The organism is Candidatus Poriferisocius sp. (assembly GCF_965214065.1).
GTDB lineage: Bacteria > Actinomycetota > Acidimicrobiia > Acidimicrobiales > Bin134 > Poriferisocius.
The window spans coordinates 987,209-1,004,192 of sequence record NZ_CBDCAT010000028.1; the positions used below are offsets into that span (position 1 = coordinate 987,209).

Annotated in this window: 15 protein-coding genes; 11 read left to right on the forward strand and 4 right to left on the reverse strand. The window is 65.0% G+C overall.

Annotated features, from left to right (window positions below):
* Positions 1–7: 7 nt before the first annotated feature.
* Together ACOOGG_RS16000 and ACOOGG_RS16005 are read right to left on the reverse strand one after the other, a co-directional pair.
* Positions 8–1,201 (reverse strand): LLM class flavin-dependent oxidoreductase, encoded by a 1,194-nt coding sequence (locus ACOOGG_RS16000; protein ID WP_420436836.1) that lies wholly within the window; start codon positions 1,199–1,201, stop codon positions 8–10.
* Positions 1,202–1,258: 57 nt separating this feature from the next.
* Positions 1,259–2,248, reverse strand: a complete 990-nt coding sequence (locus tag ACOOGG_RS16005; RefSeq protein WP_420436838.1) for an NADPH:quinone oxidoreductase family protein — start codon at positions 2,246–2,248, stop codon at positions 1,259–1,261.
* Between the two features lie 46 nt (positions 2,249–2,294).
* On the opposite strand from ACOOGG_RS16005, the gene ACOOGG_RS16010 reads away from it, so the two are divergent.
* Together ACOOGG_RS16010 and ACOOGG_RS16015 are read left to right on the forward strand one after the other, a co-directional pair.
* Positions 2,295–3,110: an enoyl-CoA hydratase/isomerase family protein gene (locus tag ACOOGG_RS16010; protein WP_420436840.1), complete on the forward strand. Its 816-nt coding sequence runs from the start codon at positions 2,295–2,297 to the stop codon at positions 3,108–3,110.
* A 2-nt stretch (positions 3,111–3,112) separates the two neighbouring features.
* Positions 3,113–3,853, forward strand: coding sequence for an NIPSNAP family containing protein (locus tag ACOOGG_RS16015; RefSeq protein WP_420436842.1), 741 nt, complete (start codon positions 3,113–3,115; stop codon positions 3,851–3,853).
* On the opposite strand, the gene ACOOGG_RS16020 is transcribed toward ACOOGG_RS16015, so the two are convergent.
* A complete protein-coding gene (locus tag ACOOGG_RS16020) occupies positions 3,850–5,016 on the reverse strand; it encodes an amidohydrolase family protein (protein WP_420436844.1) in 1,167 nt (388 codons plus the stop codon). The genes ACOOGG_RS16015 and ACOOGG_RS16020 overlap by 4 nt on opposite strands.
* Positions 5,017–5,265: 249 nt before the next feature.
* Positions 5,266–6,006, reverse strand: a complete 741-nt coding sequence (locus ACOOGG_RS16025) for a maleylpyruvate isomerase family mycothiol-dependent enzyme (RefSeq protein ID WP_420436846.1) — start codon at positions 6,004–6,006, stop codon at positions 5,266–5,268.
* A gap of 71 nt (positions 6,007–6,077) precedes the next feature.
* Between ACOOGG_RS16025 and ACOOGG_RS16030 the strand changes: the two genes are divergently transcribed.
* The 9 genes from ACOOGG_RS16030 (at position 6,078) to ACOOGG_RS16070 (ending at position 16,984) form a co-directional block, all read left to right on the forward strand.
* Positions 6,078–9,089, forward strand: a complete 3,012-nt coding sequence (locus ACOOGG_RS16030) for an ABC transporter permease subunit (protein WP_420436848.1) — start codon at positions 6,078–6,080, stop codon at positions 9,087–9,089.
* 66 nt (positions 9,090–9,155) lie between these two features.
* A complete protein-coding gene (locus ACOOGG_RS16035) occupies positions 9,156–10,604 on the forward strand; it encodes an ABC transporter substrate-binding protein (RefSeq protein ID WP_420436850.1) in 1,449 nt (482 codons plus the stop codon).
* Positions 10,605–10,697: 93 nt separating this feature from the next.
* Positions 10,698–11,855, forward strand: a complete 1,158-nt coding sequence (locus ACOOGG_RS16040; protein WP_420436852.1) for a CaiB/BaiF CoA transferase family protein — start codon at positions 10,698–10,700, stop codon at positions 11,853–11,855.
* A 46-nt stretch (positions 11,856–11,901) separates the two neighbouring features.
* Complete coding sequence (locus tag ACOOGG_RS16045) at positions 11,902–13,479, forward strand: FadD3 family acyl-CoA ligase (protein WP_420436854.1); 1,578 nt, start codon at positions 11,902–11,904, stop codon at positions 13,477–13,479.
* Between the two features lie 40 nt (positions 13,480–13,519).
* Positions 13,520–14,299 (forward strand): sulfite exporter TauE/SafE family protein, encoded by a 780-nt coding sequence (locus tag ACOOGG_RS16050; protein WP_420436856.1) that lies wholly within the window; start codon positions 13,520–13,522, stop codon positions 14,297–14,299.
* A 98-nt stretch (positions 14,300–14,397) separates the two neighbouring features.
* On the forward strand, positions 14,398–14,667 hold the full coding sequence (locus ACOOGG_RS16055; RefSeq protein ID WP_420436858.1) for a helix-turn-helix domain-containing protein: 270 nt from the start codon (positions 14,398–14,400) through the stop codon (positions 14,665–14,667).
* Between the two features lie 48 nt (positions 14,668–14,715).
* Positions 14,716–15,615, forward strand: a complete 900-nt coding sequence (locus ACOOGG_RS16060; protein WP_420436860.1) for a PhoH family protein — start codon at positions 14,716–14,718, stop codon at positions 15,613–15,615.
* The gene (gene ybeY / locus ACOOGG_RS16065; RefSeq protein ID WP_420436862.1) at positions 15,612–16,145 is read left to right on the forward strand and encodes an rRNA maturation RNase YbeY; all 534 of its coding nucleotides are present in this window, start codon (positions 15,612–15,614) and stop codon (positions 16,143–16,145) included. Before ACOOGG_RS16060 ends, ybeY begins: the two co-directional genes overlap by 4 nt.
* Positions 16,142–16,984, forward strand: a complete 843-nt coding sequence (locus ACOOGG_RS16070) for a hemolysin family protein (protein ID WP_420436864.1) — start codon at positions 16,142–16,144, stop codon at positions 16,982–16,984. Before ybeY ends, ACOOGG_RS16070 begins: the two co-directional genes overlap by 4 nt.

Below are 16,984 nucleotides of genomic sequence, written 5' to 3' on the forward strand. Positions count from 1 at the left end.
TGCCCGACTATTTGAGTTCTTCGGCCCGGGGAACTTCGTATAGCGGGTCGGGGGTCATCGCCAGCGGGCCGCCGTACTCGATCCGCTGGCGGGTGCTGTTGTGGAGCGGGTCTTTGTCCAGCTTGGGGATCACATGGGTGCCGAACAGCCGGATGGTCTCCAGGCACACCTCTTGGTCGAGCTGGATGGGGAGGCCGAACGACACCTGGTCGCAGCCGATCTCGTCGTAGCGCTTAACCTGCTCCAGCACCTCGTCGGGGTCGCCGCACAGCAGGAAGCCGGCCTCGATGCGCTCCTCCACGTCTTCGATGGTGGGCTCGGGGACCAGCTCGGGGTACACGGGCAATCCCTCGGGCTTGGGGAAGGTGTCGTGGTACTTGAACACCAGCGACTGGAGGTAGCTGAGCTGCATCTGCTCGACCACCACTCGGCGGGCCTCCTGGCCGTCTTCCAGGCAAACCAGCCCATTGGCGATCATCACGTTGTCGTTCACGTACTCGCCGGCGGGCTCGGCATGGGGAATGGCGTTCTTGTAGGCCTCAACGTGGGGGGCCATGTCGTAGATGGCTGACACGTTGAACCCCAGCACGCCGAGGCCGTGGCGGGCGGCCTTCTCATAGGTGGGGGTGTTGCCCGCGGCCACCCACATGGGCGGATGCGAATGGCAGTAGGGCTTGGGCAGCACGTTGAAGGCGCCCCAGGTGCCGATCTCGGGGGTTTGGAAGGCGGCGCCGTCAGGATGGGAGTAGGCGGTGCTGCCCCAGATCTTCTTGAACTCCCAGATCACCTCGTCCCAGTTGGCCTTGGTATCCGACGGGTCGAGGCCGAAGCCGCCTATCTCATGGCTGCCCGCTCCTCGGCCGGTGCCGAACTCGAACCGGCCCTTGCTCATGTGGTCGAGCATGGCCACCCGCTCGGCCAGCTTGATGGGGTGGTTCACGATGGGGTTCAGGTTGAAGATGCCCGACCCCATGTGTATCTGTGAAGTTTGAGCGAAGGAGTAGGCCATGAACACCTCGCTGGCCGACGTGTGGGAGTAGTCCTCCAGGAAGTGGTGCTCACTCACCCAGATGTACTTCCAGTTGTGCTGGTCGGCGACCCGCACGATCTCCAGCTCGTTCTCGAAGGACTGATGCTCCCAGTAGGGGCTGCGGGCCCCGCCCCGACGGGGCGATCCCTGCAAGAAAATGGCGAACTCCACGGTGTTCCTCCTTATATGGCTGCGGTCCGCAGAATACTCTCCGGGTACTGGGCAGGCTCAGCCCGACGAGAGGTCCAGAACCACCCGGCCGATCACCTCGCGTGATTCCAAGGCCCTCATGGCCTCGGGAAGTTCCTCCAGCGGAAAAGAGGCCGTGACCACCGAAGCGATGCTGCCCGCATCCCACAGTGCGCTGAGCTCGCGGTGATCGGCCAGCCGCTCCTCTCGGCTGTAGCGGGCAGGAATGGCCCCCACCACCGAGTAATTGCGCTGCACCACGTGGCGGACGTTCACCGGCGCCCACTCGCCGCTGGCGAACCCGATGAGCACGATGCGGGCGTCGCGGGCCACGCATCGGGAAGCGGCAGTATAGGCGTCGCCCCCCACCGGGTCGTACACCACGTCGACCCTTCGGCCGTCGGTCAGGTCCATGACTCCGGCGGCGATGTCGCCTTCACGGTGGTCCACGGTCTGGTGGGCGCCGAAAGAGGCCGCCACTTCGCAGCGCTCTGGTCCGCCGGCCACCCCGATAACCCGGGCCCCCAATGCCGCGCCCAGCGAACAGGCCGCCGCCCCGGTGCCCCCAGCCGCACCCAGCACCAGCAGGGTTTCTGCCGCCTTCAGCCTGCCCCGGCGCACCAGGCCGATCCAGGCAGTGTGATAGGGGATCAAGAATCCAGCCGCGGCAGCGTCGTCCATAGAGTTGGGCACGGTGAAGGCCGAGCCCCCCAGCCCGAGGCACAGCTCGGCGAATCCGCCGTCGCCGGTCTGAAACGAGGTGACCGCCATCACCCGCTGGCCGGCGTCGAGGTCGACGCCCTCGCCGGGTTCCACCACCGTCCCGCACACCTCTTGACCAGGGGTGAATGAACCCTCCGACGGTCCCAGCGGGTACACCCCCCGGCACATGAACACGTCGGGCAGGCCCACGCCCACCGCGCCCACCTTCATTTGGAACGTTCCCTCCCGAGGATCGGGCGCGTCCCTGTCCGTCAACCGCAGTACCTCTCCCGGCGCCCCCGACCCTTCAACCACCCAAGCTCGCATTTGCCTAGCTTTCCCCATTCGGCCAGCCAAGTGCGAAGCTAGCGCCATGGCTGACCGGTACGGATTGGAAACCATCACCACCGAGATCGACTCCACTGGGGTGCTCACCGCCACGCTGAATCGGCCTGATCGGGGCAACGGTCTCAACAAGCAGATGCACCTTGACTTTAGGGATCTCTACCGCCGCATCGCTGAAGATGTCGATGTGCGGGTGGTGGTGCTCACCGGCGCGGGCCGCTCGTTCTGCGTGGGCGCCGACTTCGCGGTCATGGAGGAGAACCTGGGAACCGGCTATCCCGAGGGCCGCCCCGACCTGCTCGACGACGGCATCGACATCGCCCGGGGGGCGCTGCGGGTGCGCCAACCTATGGTGGCCGCGGTCAACGGCCACGCCATCGGCCTGGGAGCGTCGCTGGCGCTGTTCTGCGACATCGTCTATTTGAGCGACACCGCTCGGATCGGCGACCCCCACGTGAACGCGGGGTTGGTGGCCGGCGACGGGGGAGCGGTGCTGTGGCCGCTTCTAGTGGGGCTCAACCGAGCGAAAGAGCTGCTCATGACCGGCGACCTGCTCGACGCCGCCCAGGCGGAGCGCTTCGGCCTGGTCAACCACGTGGTCCCCGCTGGCGACGTGCTGGCGTCGGCGGTCGCCATGGCCCAGCGGTTGGCCTCTGGTCCCCGCCATGCCATCGAGTTCAACAAGCGGCTGTGCAACAAAGAGCTGGATGACCGGGTGAACCGCCTCTATGACCTGGCATTTGCCCTCGAGGCCATCACCTTCGACACCGACGACCACCGCGAGGCCGTAGACGCATTCTTGAACAAGCGCACTCCGAACTTCGGCGACGGGGGGAAAGGCTGACCGTGGCCAACGAAAAGCTCTACATCCACGAGTTCATCGACATCATCGGCCAGAACCGGGCCAACTACATGCACCACATGACGGCCAATTGGTCGCCCATTGCCCAAGACGAGCGCGACCAGCTCTGCTACGGGGTGTGGGGCATCGTCGGAACTACCCGCGGTTGGCCGCAGGTGCTGAACCTGTGGGAGGAAGACGGCTGGGATGGCATGGCCACATCATTCCGACACGAATGCCAGGGCGCCGGCATGCAGGACCCCAAACTGGCCAAGTGGTGGGCCCAGGCGGCCAACTACCGCCGCTCCGGCACCGACCGGCTACTGGTGCCCGCCCCTTGGACCCGCACCATCGAAGAGCTGTGCGCCGACGGGGTGACCGGCGAGTGCTACGCCCACGAGCAGGTGAGCCTCAGGCGGGGCGCGTCAGCCGAGTTCTTGGAGCGGGTGCGAACCGATGCAATTTCCGCTTATGAGCCGTTCGGCTGGGAGCTGGCCGGAGTATGGGAAACCGCCATGGTGGCCGATGACGAGGCCTTTCTGCTGTGGGCCATCCCCTCTTGGGAATCATGGGCCGACTTCGAGAAGACCCAGCGCACCGACCAAGGGCTAGCCCGTTGGCGGGCCGGGGTGGATCACTTGGTGGAGGCCTGGCATCGCTTCCTGCTGGTCGATGCCCCCCTCAGCCCCTTCCGCACCGGCCGCCAACCCCACCGCAGCGACCGGATCGACTACGAGGATCTCTAGACCGCGATCTTGTAAAGCTCGGCGGCGTTGTCCTGGAGCACTTTGCGGGCTACGTCGTCGTCCACACCGCTGAGGGCGTTGGTCGCCTGGTCGAGGCCATAGGGGTAGAGGCAGGTGGGGTGGGGGAAGTCGGTCTCGAACAGCACGCAGTCGGGGCCCAGCTGGTTGATGAGCACGTCGGGTGCCACGTCCTCGAACCAGTAGCAGCCGAACATCTGGCGGCGGAAGTATTCGCTGGGCCGCAGGCTGAACTGAGCCTGCACGTCGGTGCGGAGCTGGTCCATCTGGTAGTCCAGCGACTCCAACACGAACGGGATCCAGCCGATTCCCGACTCCACCGACACGATCTTGAGCGTCGGGTGCCGCTCCAGAACGCCGGAGAAGATCAGGTTGGCCAGCACCCGGGCGTTGGTCAAATACATCATGGCCGAGCCGATGGCCAGCTTCTGGTCGTCGCCCTGTGAAGGCCACGGCGATGTTCCGAACCAGCCCATCGAGCTCTCGCTGGCCCCGATGTGGAAGTTCACCGGCAGCTCGTGGTCGCAGCAGAACTCCCAAAGAGGCCGCCACGGTTCTTCGCCCAGGTCGGGCAGCCCCCGAAGCTGCGGGTCGCTGCACATCACGATGCCCCGCAGGCCCAGGCCGACGATGCGCTCGGCCTCGGCTAGCGAACCCTCGATGTCCCACCACGGGATCAGCCCCATGGGGAACAGCCGCTCTCCAGAATTGCCCTGGATCTCGGCCATGGCATCGTTGTACACCGACACGCAAAGCCGCTTGAGCTCCACGTCCTCGATCTGGCCGAACTTCTGGCTGCCGAAGCCGGCCAAGTTTGGGTAGATGATCTGGGCGTGGACATTGAGCTGGTCCATGAGCTCCACCCGGGCCTCCATGTCGTAGGCCGCGGGGTGGATATCGTCGATGGTCCAGGTGAAGAAGTCGGTGCCCATGGCCTTGCTGCCGTCGGGCCGCACCACCCCGTTGGAAGAGGCCGCGCCCAGAGGCTCGCCGTCGAGGATCCAGTGGGGCCGTCCGTCCACATCGGCCACCCTCGGCAACCGGTCGGCATAGGCCGCCGGAGCCCGGCTGCTCCACAGGTCATGGGGCTCAGTCAGATGGGTGTCGACGTCGATTACTCGGAGCTGATCTCGGGTTGCGGTCATGGCTTATTTTGGCACGATTTTGGTTTGGTTGGCTTGGTGGCGGGTTCTGTCTTGTGGAGCGAACCGGCGGGGCGGCGGGCTGTCTTGATGGGGTCGTGGTGGCGGGGCCTGTCCCGGCCCAGCCCGCCGTCCTCGCAGAGCTGCGGGCGGCGGGCGCCCTGAGCCGGGCCACCCACCACCACGACCCATATGTTTGGCCCGCCGCCCCGCCTACCGGCATAGCCCGAGCAATCGACTGGTTGTTGTTGGTTAGGGGGATGCCCCGTCGGATAGGTAGGCGCGGGCGGTGGTTAGGACTGACTGGGCTAGGGGGCCATCGGCTACGAGGTCCGAGTCGGCGGGGTTCATGCGGCGGGTGGCTACTCGGCACCAGTGGGGGGCGGGGCCGGTGATGGATTGGGGGGCGTTGGGGTTGCCGTAGGTCCAGCGTTCGCCGGAGGGGGATGTCAGTTCTAGGCGGAGTTCTGAGAGGGGGGTGGGTGGGGTCACCCCCTGGCTGTGGAAGGCGTAGGGGAGGGCTCGGTAGCCAATGTGGGCTACGTGGCGGAGGCGGTCGGTGTCGGTGGGTTCGGCGCCGACGGTGGTGAAGCAGTCGAGTCCGTGGGCCCAGGTCTCCATGAGCCGGGCGGTGGCGAACGAGCGGCAGGTCATGGGGCCGTGTCCCCAGATCACGGGGGCCTTTGCGTCTAGCGCGGCCATTGCCTCCAGGCTGGCGGCCCGAGAATCCCGCCAGTTGTCCAGCACCTCGGTCGGATCGTCGGGCAGGGGGCGGTCTGGCCAGCGGCCGGTGGGGGAGAACACTTGATCGCTGTGGCCGGTGAGGGCCAGAAGGGCCGCTCCCTCGCTCACATCGAGGTGGTGGATCTGGTGGGCCAGCGTCCAGCCCGGCGACGGCGATGGCGTGGACCACACTTCCGCAGGCAGCGGGGCCACCAGATCGTCCAGCACCTGGTGCTCGGCGGCGAGGTCGTCCAACAGCACATCGTCCATCCAACGAATGTACTGATCAACAAGGCCCACTAAGGTGGCGCAGGTCGAATAGTTGAGGGGGAAGTAGTCGGGTGGGCGAGTTCATCCAATTGCTAGTGAGCGGGGCCATCGCCGGTTCCATCTACTCGCTGATCGCCGCTGGGCTCACGCTCAGCTACACCTCCACCGGCATCTTCAACCTGGCCTACGGGGGCATCGCCTACACCTCGGCGATGCTCTACTTCCAGCTCATCAATGCCCTGGGCATCGAGAGCCTGGGCATGCGGCTGCTGTCGTTCTTCCTCGTGGTGGTGGTGTTCTGCCCGCTGCTGGGCCAGCTCCTTAACGTGGCGGTGTTCCGCCCTCTGGCCCGGGCCAACGACGCGGCCAAAGTAATGGCCACCATCGGGATTCTGGTGGCTCTGCCTGCCTTAACCGACTTGCTCGTTGACTTGGGCACCAAAACGTGGGACTGGGGCCTGCAGAGCACCGACTACGTGTTCCTCACCCCTGGGGTGTGGAAGGTGCCCAGCGAGACCTGGACCTACGATCTCGGCGGCTTCGACCTGCGTATTAGCAGCAACCAGTGGGCGGTGCTGGTGGTGGCCGTGGTTGTGGCAGGGGCGCTATGGGCGCTGATGCGCCACACCCGTATTGGACTCCAAATGCGGGCAGTGGTGGACCGCCCTGACCTGGCCGGCTTGCGAGGGGTCAGCGAGTCGTTCACCTCATCGGCCGCGTGGATCATCGGCACCATGCTGGCCGGGCTGGCTGGAGTAGTAGGCGCCCCGGTGTTCAACTCGCTCGAGTCCAATCAGTACAACGTGTTTATGTTCATCGCCACCGCGGCCGCGGTGGTGGGCGGACTTCGCTCTATACCGCTGGCGTTTGCGGGGGGGGTGGCTTTGGGCGTGGTCACCAGCTGGGTGGGCCGGTATGCAACCTTTGCGCAAGACATTCGAGGATTCGAGAGCTCGGTTCCGTTTGTGGTGCTGTTGGTGGGACTGCTGTTCATGGCCCGGGAGCGCACCCGCCGCAGCGGGGTAGTGGCCGACGCTCCCCCAGCGACCGACTACACCAACGACCTCCCCGCGTGGCGGGTGCGCCTGCCCTGGGTGCTAGGCGCGGTGTTCATCGTGCTTCAGGTCTTCATATTCGCCGATCAGTTCTGGCTGGGGCTGTGGGTCACGGGCCTGGCTTTTGGCTTGGTGTTCATGTCCTGGGTGCTGCTCACCGGCCTTGGCGGCATGGTCAGCTTGGCCCAAGCTGCCTTCGTGACCATGGCCGCTATGACCGCCGGTCTGATCCTGGACAAGACCGGGCTGCCGTTCATTCCCGCGCTGATCGTGGGGGTGATAATCGCCGGAGTGCTTGGCGTCATCGTGGCCCTGCCCGCCCTTCGGTTGGGTGGCTTGCCATTGGCCCTGGCCACCCTGGCGCTGGCCTTCATGAGCGAGCGGGTGCTGTTCGAGTGGAGCTGGTTCAAGAACGGGCAAGGCACCAAAGGGTGGGACATCCCCCGTCCCAAGTTGGGCCCCTTCGACTTTGAGGATGAGAAATCTCTTGCGGCGCTATTGGTTATTCTGGTGCTGGCTGCGGCCTGGTTGGTGCGGAACCTCCAGCGCTCGGTCACCGGCCGGGCCATCATCGCGGTGCGTAACTCCGAGCCGGCCGCGGCCACCTCGGGGCACTCGGTGGTCCGCACCAAACTCGCAGTGTTTGCCCTCTCCGCGCTGTTGGCCGGGTTCGGCGGGGTGTTCTTCGCCGCGTTCATCGGCAATGTGACCCCGTTCACCGCAACCACTCAAGCCGGGCTGTTCTGGCTGGCGGTGGTTATCTTGGTCGGAATCCGCCGGCCCGGCGCCGCGGTCATGGCCGGCATCATGGTGGCGGCCAGCGGACACACATTTGGCACCGGTTGGCACTGGGAGTGGATGGAGTCGTGGCACGTCGTGCTGGTGGCGTCGGTTTTCGGGGCGGCGGCGGTGGCCACCGCTATTCGGGATCGCCAAGTCGGGTTGCCGTTCTCGCTGCCCATAATCGGCGTGTTGGCGGTGCTGGCCTTCATCTGCCTGGCCCGGGTGTACTCCTGGTATCCCATCGACTGGGACGGGTTCGACCAGTACGACGAAGCCCGCAACATCACCGCCTTCATGTTCGGTATCGGTGCCATGCAACTGGCCCGAGAGCCCGATGGAATCTTGGCGTTCACCGCTGCTCAGAACCGAGTCCGCCGCGACGCCTGGCGCCGGCGTCTGGCGGCATGGAACGAGGGTGCTGTCGTTGCCGAACAAGCTCCAGCCGATGTCAGTAGTCCGACCACCGTCATGGCTGCCTTGGAGCCTTCGGAGATTCCAGAGTCAGCCGAATCATCGGGCGACCAGTACGCCGGCGACCATCCGCCAGCCATGGAACTCGTGGGAGTGCGGGCCAGCTATGGCCTAGTGGAGGCCCTTCATGGGATCGACCTGTCAGTGCCCCGGGGCGAGATCACTGCGCTGCTGGGCCCCAACGGTGCGGGTAAGTCCACCACCTGTGCGGTGGCCTCCGGCCTTCTGCCTGCCACCCACGGTGTTGTCCGGCTCGACGGGGAAGATATTACGGCGCTGCGCAGTCATCGCCGTGCCCGCCGGGGCGTCGTGTTGGCCCCTGAGGCCCGGGGCATCTTCAGCGGGCTGACTGTTCGGGAGAATATGCAACTCTGGCTGCCTAACCCCGACGACCGTGAGCTTTGCTGCGAGCGGTTCCCCATCTTGGGGGAGCGCCAGAACCAGTTGGCCGGCAACCTCTCCGGAGGAGAGCAGCAGATCCTCACCCTGGCTCCGCTGTTGGCCCACCCCCCCGAGGTGCTGATCGCCGATGAGCCGTCGCTGGGCCTCGCCCCGCTGATCGTGAACCAGATCCTGGAACTGTTTATCGAGTTCAAAGAGCGGGGCGTGGCCCTATTGCTGGTAGAGGAGAAGGCCCGCGATGTTTTGGAGATCGCCGACTCGGTGGCGTTCATCAGCTTGGGCCACATCACCTGGCACGGTCCCCGATCTGAGGTGGATCACGACCAGCTCGACGCTGCTTATCTCGGCGAGGCAACCGCCAATTCAGACTGACCGGCTCAGGGTGACAGCCGGTAGGCGCTGTCCTACTATGTCGGAATTCCTACATTCGGAGGGGACATGAAGAAATCACTGTTGTACAAGCTTCTCGCGCTCTTGGCCGCGTTCATGTTGGTGGCCGCTGCATGCGGAAACGACGACGACGCTCCGGACCAAGACACCGCTCCCGCGCCGGCTGAAGAGCCCGCCGAGGAGCCTATGGACGACCCCGAGCCCATGGATGACGACGAGCCCATGGATGACGACGAGCCTATGGACGACCCCGAGCCCATGGATGACGACGAGCCCATGGATGACGACGAGCCCATGGACGACGAGATGGCGACCTCCCGCACGTGGGGCGCCTTCACCTACGAGATAGATTTCGAGCCCTCCACTAGGGGCGTCACGGACGACGCCGTGCGCTTAGGTGCTATGACCCAGGATGCGCTTTACGGGGGGTTCACCGACGGGATCAACGCCCGCCTCGGGCGGGCCAACCGCGACGGCGAGTTGCCCGGCGGCCGGATGGTCGAGCTGGTCCAGTACGTGGACGACGGCAGCGATCCGCAGGCCAACTTCGAGGGGGCCCGGAGCATGGTGGAGAACGACGAGGTGTTCGGCATCATGGTCACCTCGGCGGTCTCGCTCCCCCAGACCACCGACTACCTGGCCGAGAACCAGGTGCCGTTCACCGGCTGGGGGTTCATGCCCGGATTCTGCGCTCCCAACGACTGGGGCTTCGGGTTCAACGGCTGCCTGAGCGGCTTTGCCTTCGGAGTCGAAGGCGCTGATCCCCTCGTGTCGGTCCAGAACATCTGGTACGACTTCTTCGGCACCGAAGACATAGTGGTCGGCATCTTCAACAGTGATGACGACGCCGGTCGTGCCGGCCATGCGCTGTACGAGAATCTGTGGGCCGGCAAGCTGGCCTTCAACGATTTCGTGCCCACCCAGACCGGGGGGGGGATCACCGATCCAACCCGATTCGTCAACACGGTGCTAGAGCACGACCCCGACTTGGTGATCCTGTCCACCGACTTCGCCGGCGCCATCACCCTCAAGGCAACCATTGCCGCTTCAGGATATGAGGGCCCGGTGGCCGACTACCTGACCTACGTTCCCGGCCTCCCCGGGTCCAGCCCCGACTTGGGCCAGGCCTTGGAGGGCGGCTACGCCGTGACCCAGGTGCCCCCGCTGGACGACTCCGAGCCGGCAATCCAGCAGCTTCTGGCGGACTATGAAGAAGTCGGGGCCTTCCCCGGCTTCGGCAGCCTGGTGGGTTACTGGTCGGCCGATCTGATGATTCAGATGATCGCCGCTGCCGGTGAAGACCTGAATACCGGCAGCTTCTACCAGGCGGTCAACATCGACGGCTTCGAGACCACCCAGCAGTCCGGTGCCCTCGGCCCGGTGAAGTGGCCAGCCGACCACGTAGTTGCCCCCGACTGCACCGGCATGGTGCAAGTGGTGGACGCCGACTACGTGGTGGCTTACCCGTTCGTCTGCTACGGCGACCCCGGCCGCTAAGCCAACTGAATCAATAACGACCGTGCCGTGCCCGATCGGCTGCCCTACCGGCGGCGGTTCGGGCACGGCCGCGTCTGCGGCTGCTAAACGGCGATGATTAAAGGGCCTCTGGACGGCATTCGGGTGGTGGACCTCACCCGGATCTTCTCAGGACCTATCTGCGGCCGGGTGCTGGCCGACCTTGGCGCCGACGTCATCAAAGTTGAGCCCCCCTCCGGCGACCTCACCCGTCCGGTCCCGCCGGTGGACTCCGACGGCATAGGGGTTACGTTCAGCCACATGAACGCGGGCAAGCGCAACATCTGCATCGACCTCAAAGCCGAAGGTGCCCCCGAGCTGGTGGCCGCGCTGGCCGATCGGGCCGATGTGCTATTGGAGAACTACCGCCCCGGCGTCATGGCCCGCTATGGCTTGTCGTATGAAGAGCTGTCGGCCCGCAACCCCCGGCTGGTGTTCTGCTCCATCACCGGGTTCGGCCAGATCGGGCCGTGGACCCATCGCCGAGCCCACGCACCCATGATGCACGCCGTCGCCGGCACCATCGAACTGGCTGCCCGCCTGCGGGAGGCCGAGCCCCTCCAGGAGATCCACCAGCACGGCGACCTGTACGCCGGGTTTATCTCGGTATCCGCGGTGCTGGCCGCGCTCTACCAGCGGGAGCACACTGGCACCGGCCAGCACCTCGACATCGCTATGGCCGAAACCCTCGTCTACGCCAACGACCAGGCGGGCAACGACATTTCGGGCTACGAAGGGCCGAGGGATTTCGACACTTGGAACTACGCCGTTGCCCGCACTGCCGACGGCCAGGCGGTGTCGCTGATCGGCAACCCCGAAGCTATGTTGCCCCGATGGGTGGCCGCTCTAGGAGGCAACGCCGAGGACTGCCCCGACCAACCCACCCGCGAGGAGGCCCTTGCCGTGCTGCGAGGTCTGGTGGCCGGTTTCTCGACCTACGAGGATCTGGCCGAAGTAGTTGAGCGCCAACCGCTGCCCGCGGCCCGCATTAGCTCGGTAGCCGAGCTAGCCGCAACCGACTGGGCCGCCGACCGGGGTCTCATAGCCGAGATCCGTCCCGGCATTCCGGTGCCGGCCAAACCGTTCGCCATGAGCGACGCCACCGTGGGAGTCACCCACCGCTCCGCCCGACTGGGCGAGGACACCCGCTCGGTATTGGCCGACGATCTCGGCTTGAGCACCGATGAAATTGCCCAGCTCGTTCAACAAGGCGCAGTACGGTCCGCCGACTAGCCGGCCAACTCCGTTGAGCCGAAAGCAGTGAATTAGGGTCGCAGCCATGTCCGAAGGATCGTGGAACACAATCTGCGAATTGGTTGACGACGCGGCCCGTCGATTCCCCGATTTAGAGGCGCTCGTGGACGGCGATGTGCGCTGGACCTTTCCCGAATTGCGCGACCGCATTCGCGCTTCGGCCCGGGCGCTGATGGCTTCGGGAATTGAGCCCGGCGATCGGGTGGCAGTGTGGGCTCCCAACATCTGGGAATGGGTGGTGGCCGGGCTGGGAATCCACTTGGCCGGCGGCGTGCTGGTGCCAGTGAACACCCGATTCAAGGGCCGAGAGGCCGACTTCATCCTCCAGAAGTCAAGGGCCCGCATCCTGTTCACCGTCACCGACTTCCTGGACAACGATTATGTGGCCCTGCTGCGCGACGCCGACGGCGGCCAATGCCTTGACGAGATCGTCGTGCTGCGAGGGACCGTGCCTGACGGGACGACCGGTTTCGCCGAGTTCCTGGAGCGGGCCGACCAGGTGGTCGAGGCCGACGGCGACGCCCGGTCGGCTGCGGTGAGCGGCGACGACCTGTGCCACATCATGTTCACCTCGGGCACCACCGGCCTGCCCAAGGGGGCCATGCTCATCCACTCGGCCATATGCCGCGGGTTCAAGTCATGGTGCGAGGTGATCGGGCTGCGGGCCGGCGACCGCTACCTGATCATCAACCCCTTCTTCCATGCCTTCGGCCTCAACTCGGGCATCTTGGCCTGTCTCATGACCGGGGCCACCAACATCCCCCATCCGGTGTTCGACGTTCCCGCGGTGATGGCCCGGGTACCCGAGGAGAGCATTTCCATGCTCCCCGGCCCGCCAGCCATCTACCAGACCATCCTAAACCACCCTGAATTGGACAGCTTCGACATGTCCACTCTGCGATTGGCGGTGACCGGGGCAGCCGCCATCCCGGTAGAGATGATCCTCCAGATGCGGGCCAGGCTGGGGTTCGAGACCATTGTCACCGGTTACGGGCTTACTGAGGCGTCGGGAATCGCCACCATGTGCCGCCACGACGATGACCCCGAGACCATCGCCAACACTTCGGGCCGAGCCATACCCAACGTGGAGGTGCAGATCACTGACGACGACGGCAATGAGCTGCCTCGGGGCGAGCCTGGTGAGATTGTGGTACGGGGCTACAACGTCATGCGCGGTTATCTGGACGATCCCACCCAGACCGCCGAGACCATCGATGCCAACGGCTGGCTCCACACCGGAGACATTGGCGTGATGGACGCCAACGGAAACATTGACATCACCGACCGCAAGAAAGACATGTTCATCGTTGGCGGGTTCAACGCCTATCCAGCTGAGATCGAGAACATCATGCTGGCCCATCCCGAAATCGGGCAGGTGGCCGTGATCGGGATGCCTGATGACCGACTCGGCGAGGTGGCGGTGGCCAACGTGGTGCCCGTCCCCGGGGCCGACCCTTCGGATGCCGAGATCATCGGCTGGTGCCGCGATCAAATGGCCAACTACAAGGTGCCTCGCCGAGTGCGATTCACCGATGCTCTCCCGCTCAACGCCTCCGGCAAAGTGCTGAAGTACGTGCTGCGCGAGCAAGCCGCCGCCGAGTGACTGCTGTTATAGCTCCTGACACTGCAATCATCGGCATGTCATGAACATCTCGAAGTGGGGGCCGGTTGGGGTCGGAGTGGCCACTGGCTTCCTTTCGGGTCTGTTCGGAGTCGGCGGCGGGATCCTTATGGTTCCCTGCTTGGTGCTGTTGTTGGGTATGGAACAGCGCAGGGCCCACGGCACATCGCTGGGGGCCATGGTGCTCATCTCTGCATCCGCATTGGGCGGGTTTCTTCTAGAAGGCTCAGTGGCTTGGCTGCCCGGCCTGCTCATCTTCGCGGGCTCCTCCGTTGGGGTCACCGTCGGCACCTCGTTGCTGAACAGCGTCCCCATCCGAATGCTGCGGATCGGCTTTGCCCTGTTGCTTTTGGCCACTGCGGCCCGCTTTTTGGCCGTCGTCCCCGACACCGACGGCCACAGCGACATCACACTGGGCCTAGCCTTTGCCTACATTGCCTGCGGCCTGTTCACCGGGCTGCTTTCGGGGACTATGGGGGTGGGCGGGGGAGTGATCATGATTCCGGCCATGATCCTTTTGTTCGGCTTTGCAGACGCTACCGCCAAGGGCACTTCGCTGCTGGTGATCCTTCCTACCTCCGTTATCGGCACTGTGCGGAATCGAACCTCTGGCAACATCAACCCGAAGGCGGCGCTAGTGGTTGGCGTTGCCGGGGTGGCCTCGGCGTTTGTCGGTGCGCTGGGTGCCAGCGAGCTCAGCCCTCGTTTGTCGGCCAACTTGTTCGCCATCTTGCTAATCGTCAGCGCGGTGCAGATGCTTCGTCACGTCAATGATGCTCCTCCACCTGTAGAGGCGGTGTGAGAAGCCCGCGCTGTTGCTTTGCGCGGTCGTACTGAAGCTGGATCGAGTCCCAAGGTTTTGCGGTGAGGCGGCAAAAGAATGGGATAGGGTTAAGGCGGATGAGCGATACTCAGATTATGTGGCTGAACACCGAGACCGCGGCCAAGCGGCTGGGTATCACCACCAGAACGCTGTACCGATTCATTAACGAAGGCGGCTTGCCCGCGTATCGGATGGGTAGGGTGATCCGGGTCAAACAGGCCGATGTGGATGCCTTCATCGAGCGCAGTCGAATCGAGCCCGGCACACTGGGTCACCTGTATCCCGATCCCGTCTCTACCGGCAATGACGATGAGGGCGATGACAGCGACGCAGATGCCGACTCCTGAATGACCACCGCCGCGCCGGTCACTATAGACATTCCGCGCAATGGGCTCATGGCAGCCCTGCTGGGTGAGCGCGACCAGCATCTCCGCCAGATCGAGCGATCGTTCCCCGACGCCGATATTTTTGTGCGGGGCAACCGGATCACAGTGTCGGGCCAAGACGCCGACCGCGTGGCCGGTCTGTTCGACGAAATGGTTCAACTGGTGCAAGGTGGCCACCAGCTAGATCCCCGTACGCTGGGCCGGGCGATCAACATGGTGGAGGCAGACGAGAGCCCCTCGGGAGTGATGGACACCGACGTGCTGCGGTCGGACCGGGGCCGGGTCATCCGGCCGCAATCAGCCGGCCAGCGCCGCTATGTCGATGCCATGCGGGCCAACATCATCACCTTCAGCATTGGTCCGGCCGGCACGGGCAAGAGCTGGCTGGCGGTGGCCACCGCAGTGCGCGAGCTGAAGGCCCATACCGTGGAGCGGATCATCCTGACCCGGCCCGCGGTGGAAGCGGGGGAGCGCCTCGGATTTCTACCCGGTGACATGATCGCCAAAGTCGATCCGTATCTGCGCCCGCTCTACGACGCCCTCTACGACATGCTTGACAACGAGGAAGTGCAGTCCCTGATCGATAGAGGGGTCATAGAGATCGCCCCGCTGGCTTACATGCGGGGCCGAACCCTAAACGACAGCTTCATAATCTTGGACGAAGCCCAGAACACAACCCCCGAGCAGATGAAAATGTTCTTGACCCGGATCGGTTTCGGCTCCAGAGCCGTGGTGACCGGCGACGTTACGCAGGTAGATGTGGAGGGGGGTCGCAGCGGGCTGGTCTCCTTGGAGAAAATCCTGACGGGCATCGACGGCCTATCATTCGTCCATCTGAGTTCTCGCGATGTGGTGCGCCACCCCATCGTGGCCGACATCGTGAACGCCTATGAGCGGGCCCAGCGGTGACGGCTGACGCAGACGCGGGCACTAGATGCCCGGAATCCGACTCTGATAGCGAGGTGGTCGTCGTGTCCGACCGCCAGCAAGACCTGCTCGTGTCCCAACAGCGCTGGGCGGGGCTGATGCGTCGGGTGTTGGCCGAAGAGCGGGTGGATGCCCCCTGGGAGGCCGGTCTCTCGTTCGTGGCTGCCGGTGAGATGGCCGCGCTCAACGCCGCCCACCGGGGCATCGACCAGCCCACCGATGTGCTGGCCTTCGGCGCGGACGACGGCAGCGCCCCTCGCGCCGACGACGAACCCCGCTTGGTGGGCGATGTGGTGATCTGCCCGTCTGTGGCTGCTGCCAACGCCGTGGACCGCGGCCAGGCGATCGACGATGAGCTGGGCCTGCTCGTAGTACACGGCACCCTGCATCTGCTGGGCTACGACCACATCGACGACACAGATGCCGAGAAGATGGAGGAAAGGGAGCGGGAATTGCTCGCGCTGGCATCGTCTGCCGACTCCTTCGCTGGTTCTCAGGCCGGGTCGCCATGAGCGTCCTCGGCAGGTTCGGGCTGTTGCGGCGACTGGTGCGGGCCAGTTGGCGCCGGGAGTCGCCGCAAGTCTCCGAGGAAGAGCTGCTGGCCATGGCCGAGGCGGCTGAGGCGTCCGATGCCATCGAGCCCGAGGAGCGGGAGCTGATCGGCCAGATCATCGAGTTCGGCGACACCGTGGTTCGAGAGGTGATGGTGCCCCGAACCGATACGGTGGCCATGAGCGACCGGCTCACGGTGGCAGAGGCCATCGGCATTGTCATCGACCATGGATACAGCAGGGTGCCGGTCTACAGCGAGGGCATAGACGACGTGGTGGGCGTGGTCCACGCCAAAGACCTCATGCGGGCCGAGCGGGAGCAAGGCGCCGAATCCCCTGCGGTGGCGGTGGCTCGAGACCCCCGCTTCGTGCCCGAGACCAAGCGCATCTCCCTTTTGCTGCGGGAGATGCAGGCCGAGAAGTTCCACATAGCCATCGTGGTGGACGAGTACGGGGGCACCGCTGGAGTCGTGACGCTGGAAGACCTCATCGAGGAGTTGGTGGGAGAGATCGTCGACGAGTTCGACGTTGAAGAGCCCATGATCGAGCGGGTATCGCCCGGCACGGTGAGAGTGAACGGGCGGGTGCCCATAGACGAGCTGAGCGAGGTGCTGGGCGCGCCGCTGCCCAACGGCAACTGGGACACGGTGGGCGGTTTGATCTTCAACACCCTGGGCCATGTGCCCGAAGAAGGGGAGACGCTGGTAGTAGACGGATGGGAGCTGCTGGTAGAACGGGTCACCGGGCGGCGCATCGCCCGGGTGATCGTGAAGCCGGTTCCCGCTTCTTCTCAGACCTGA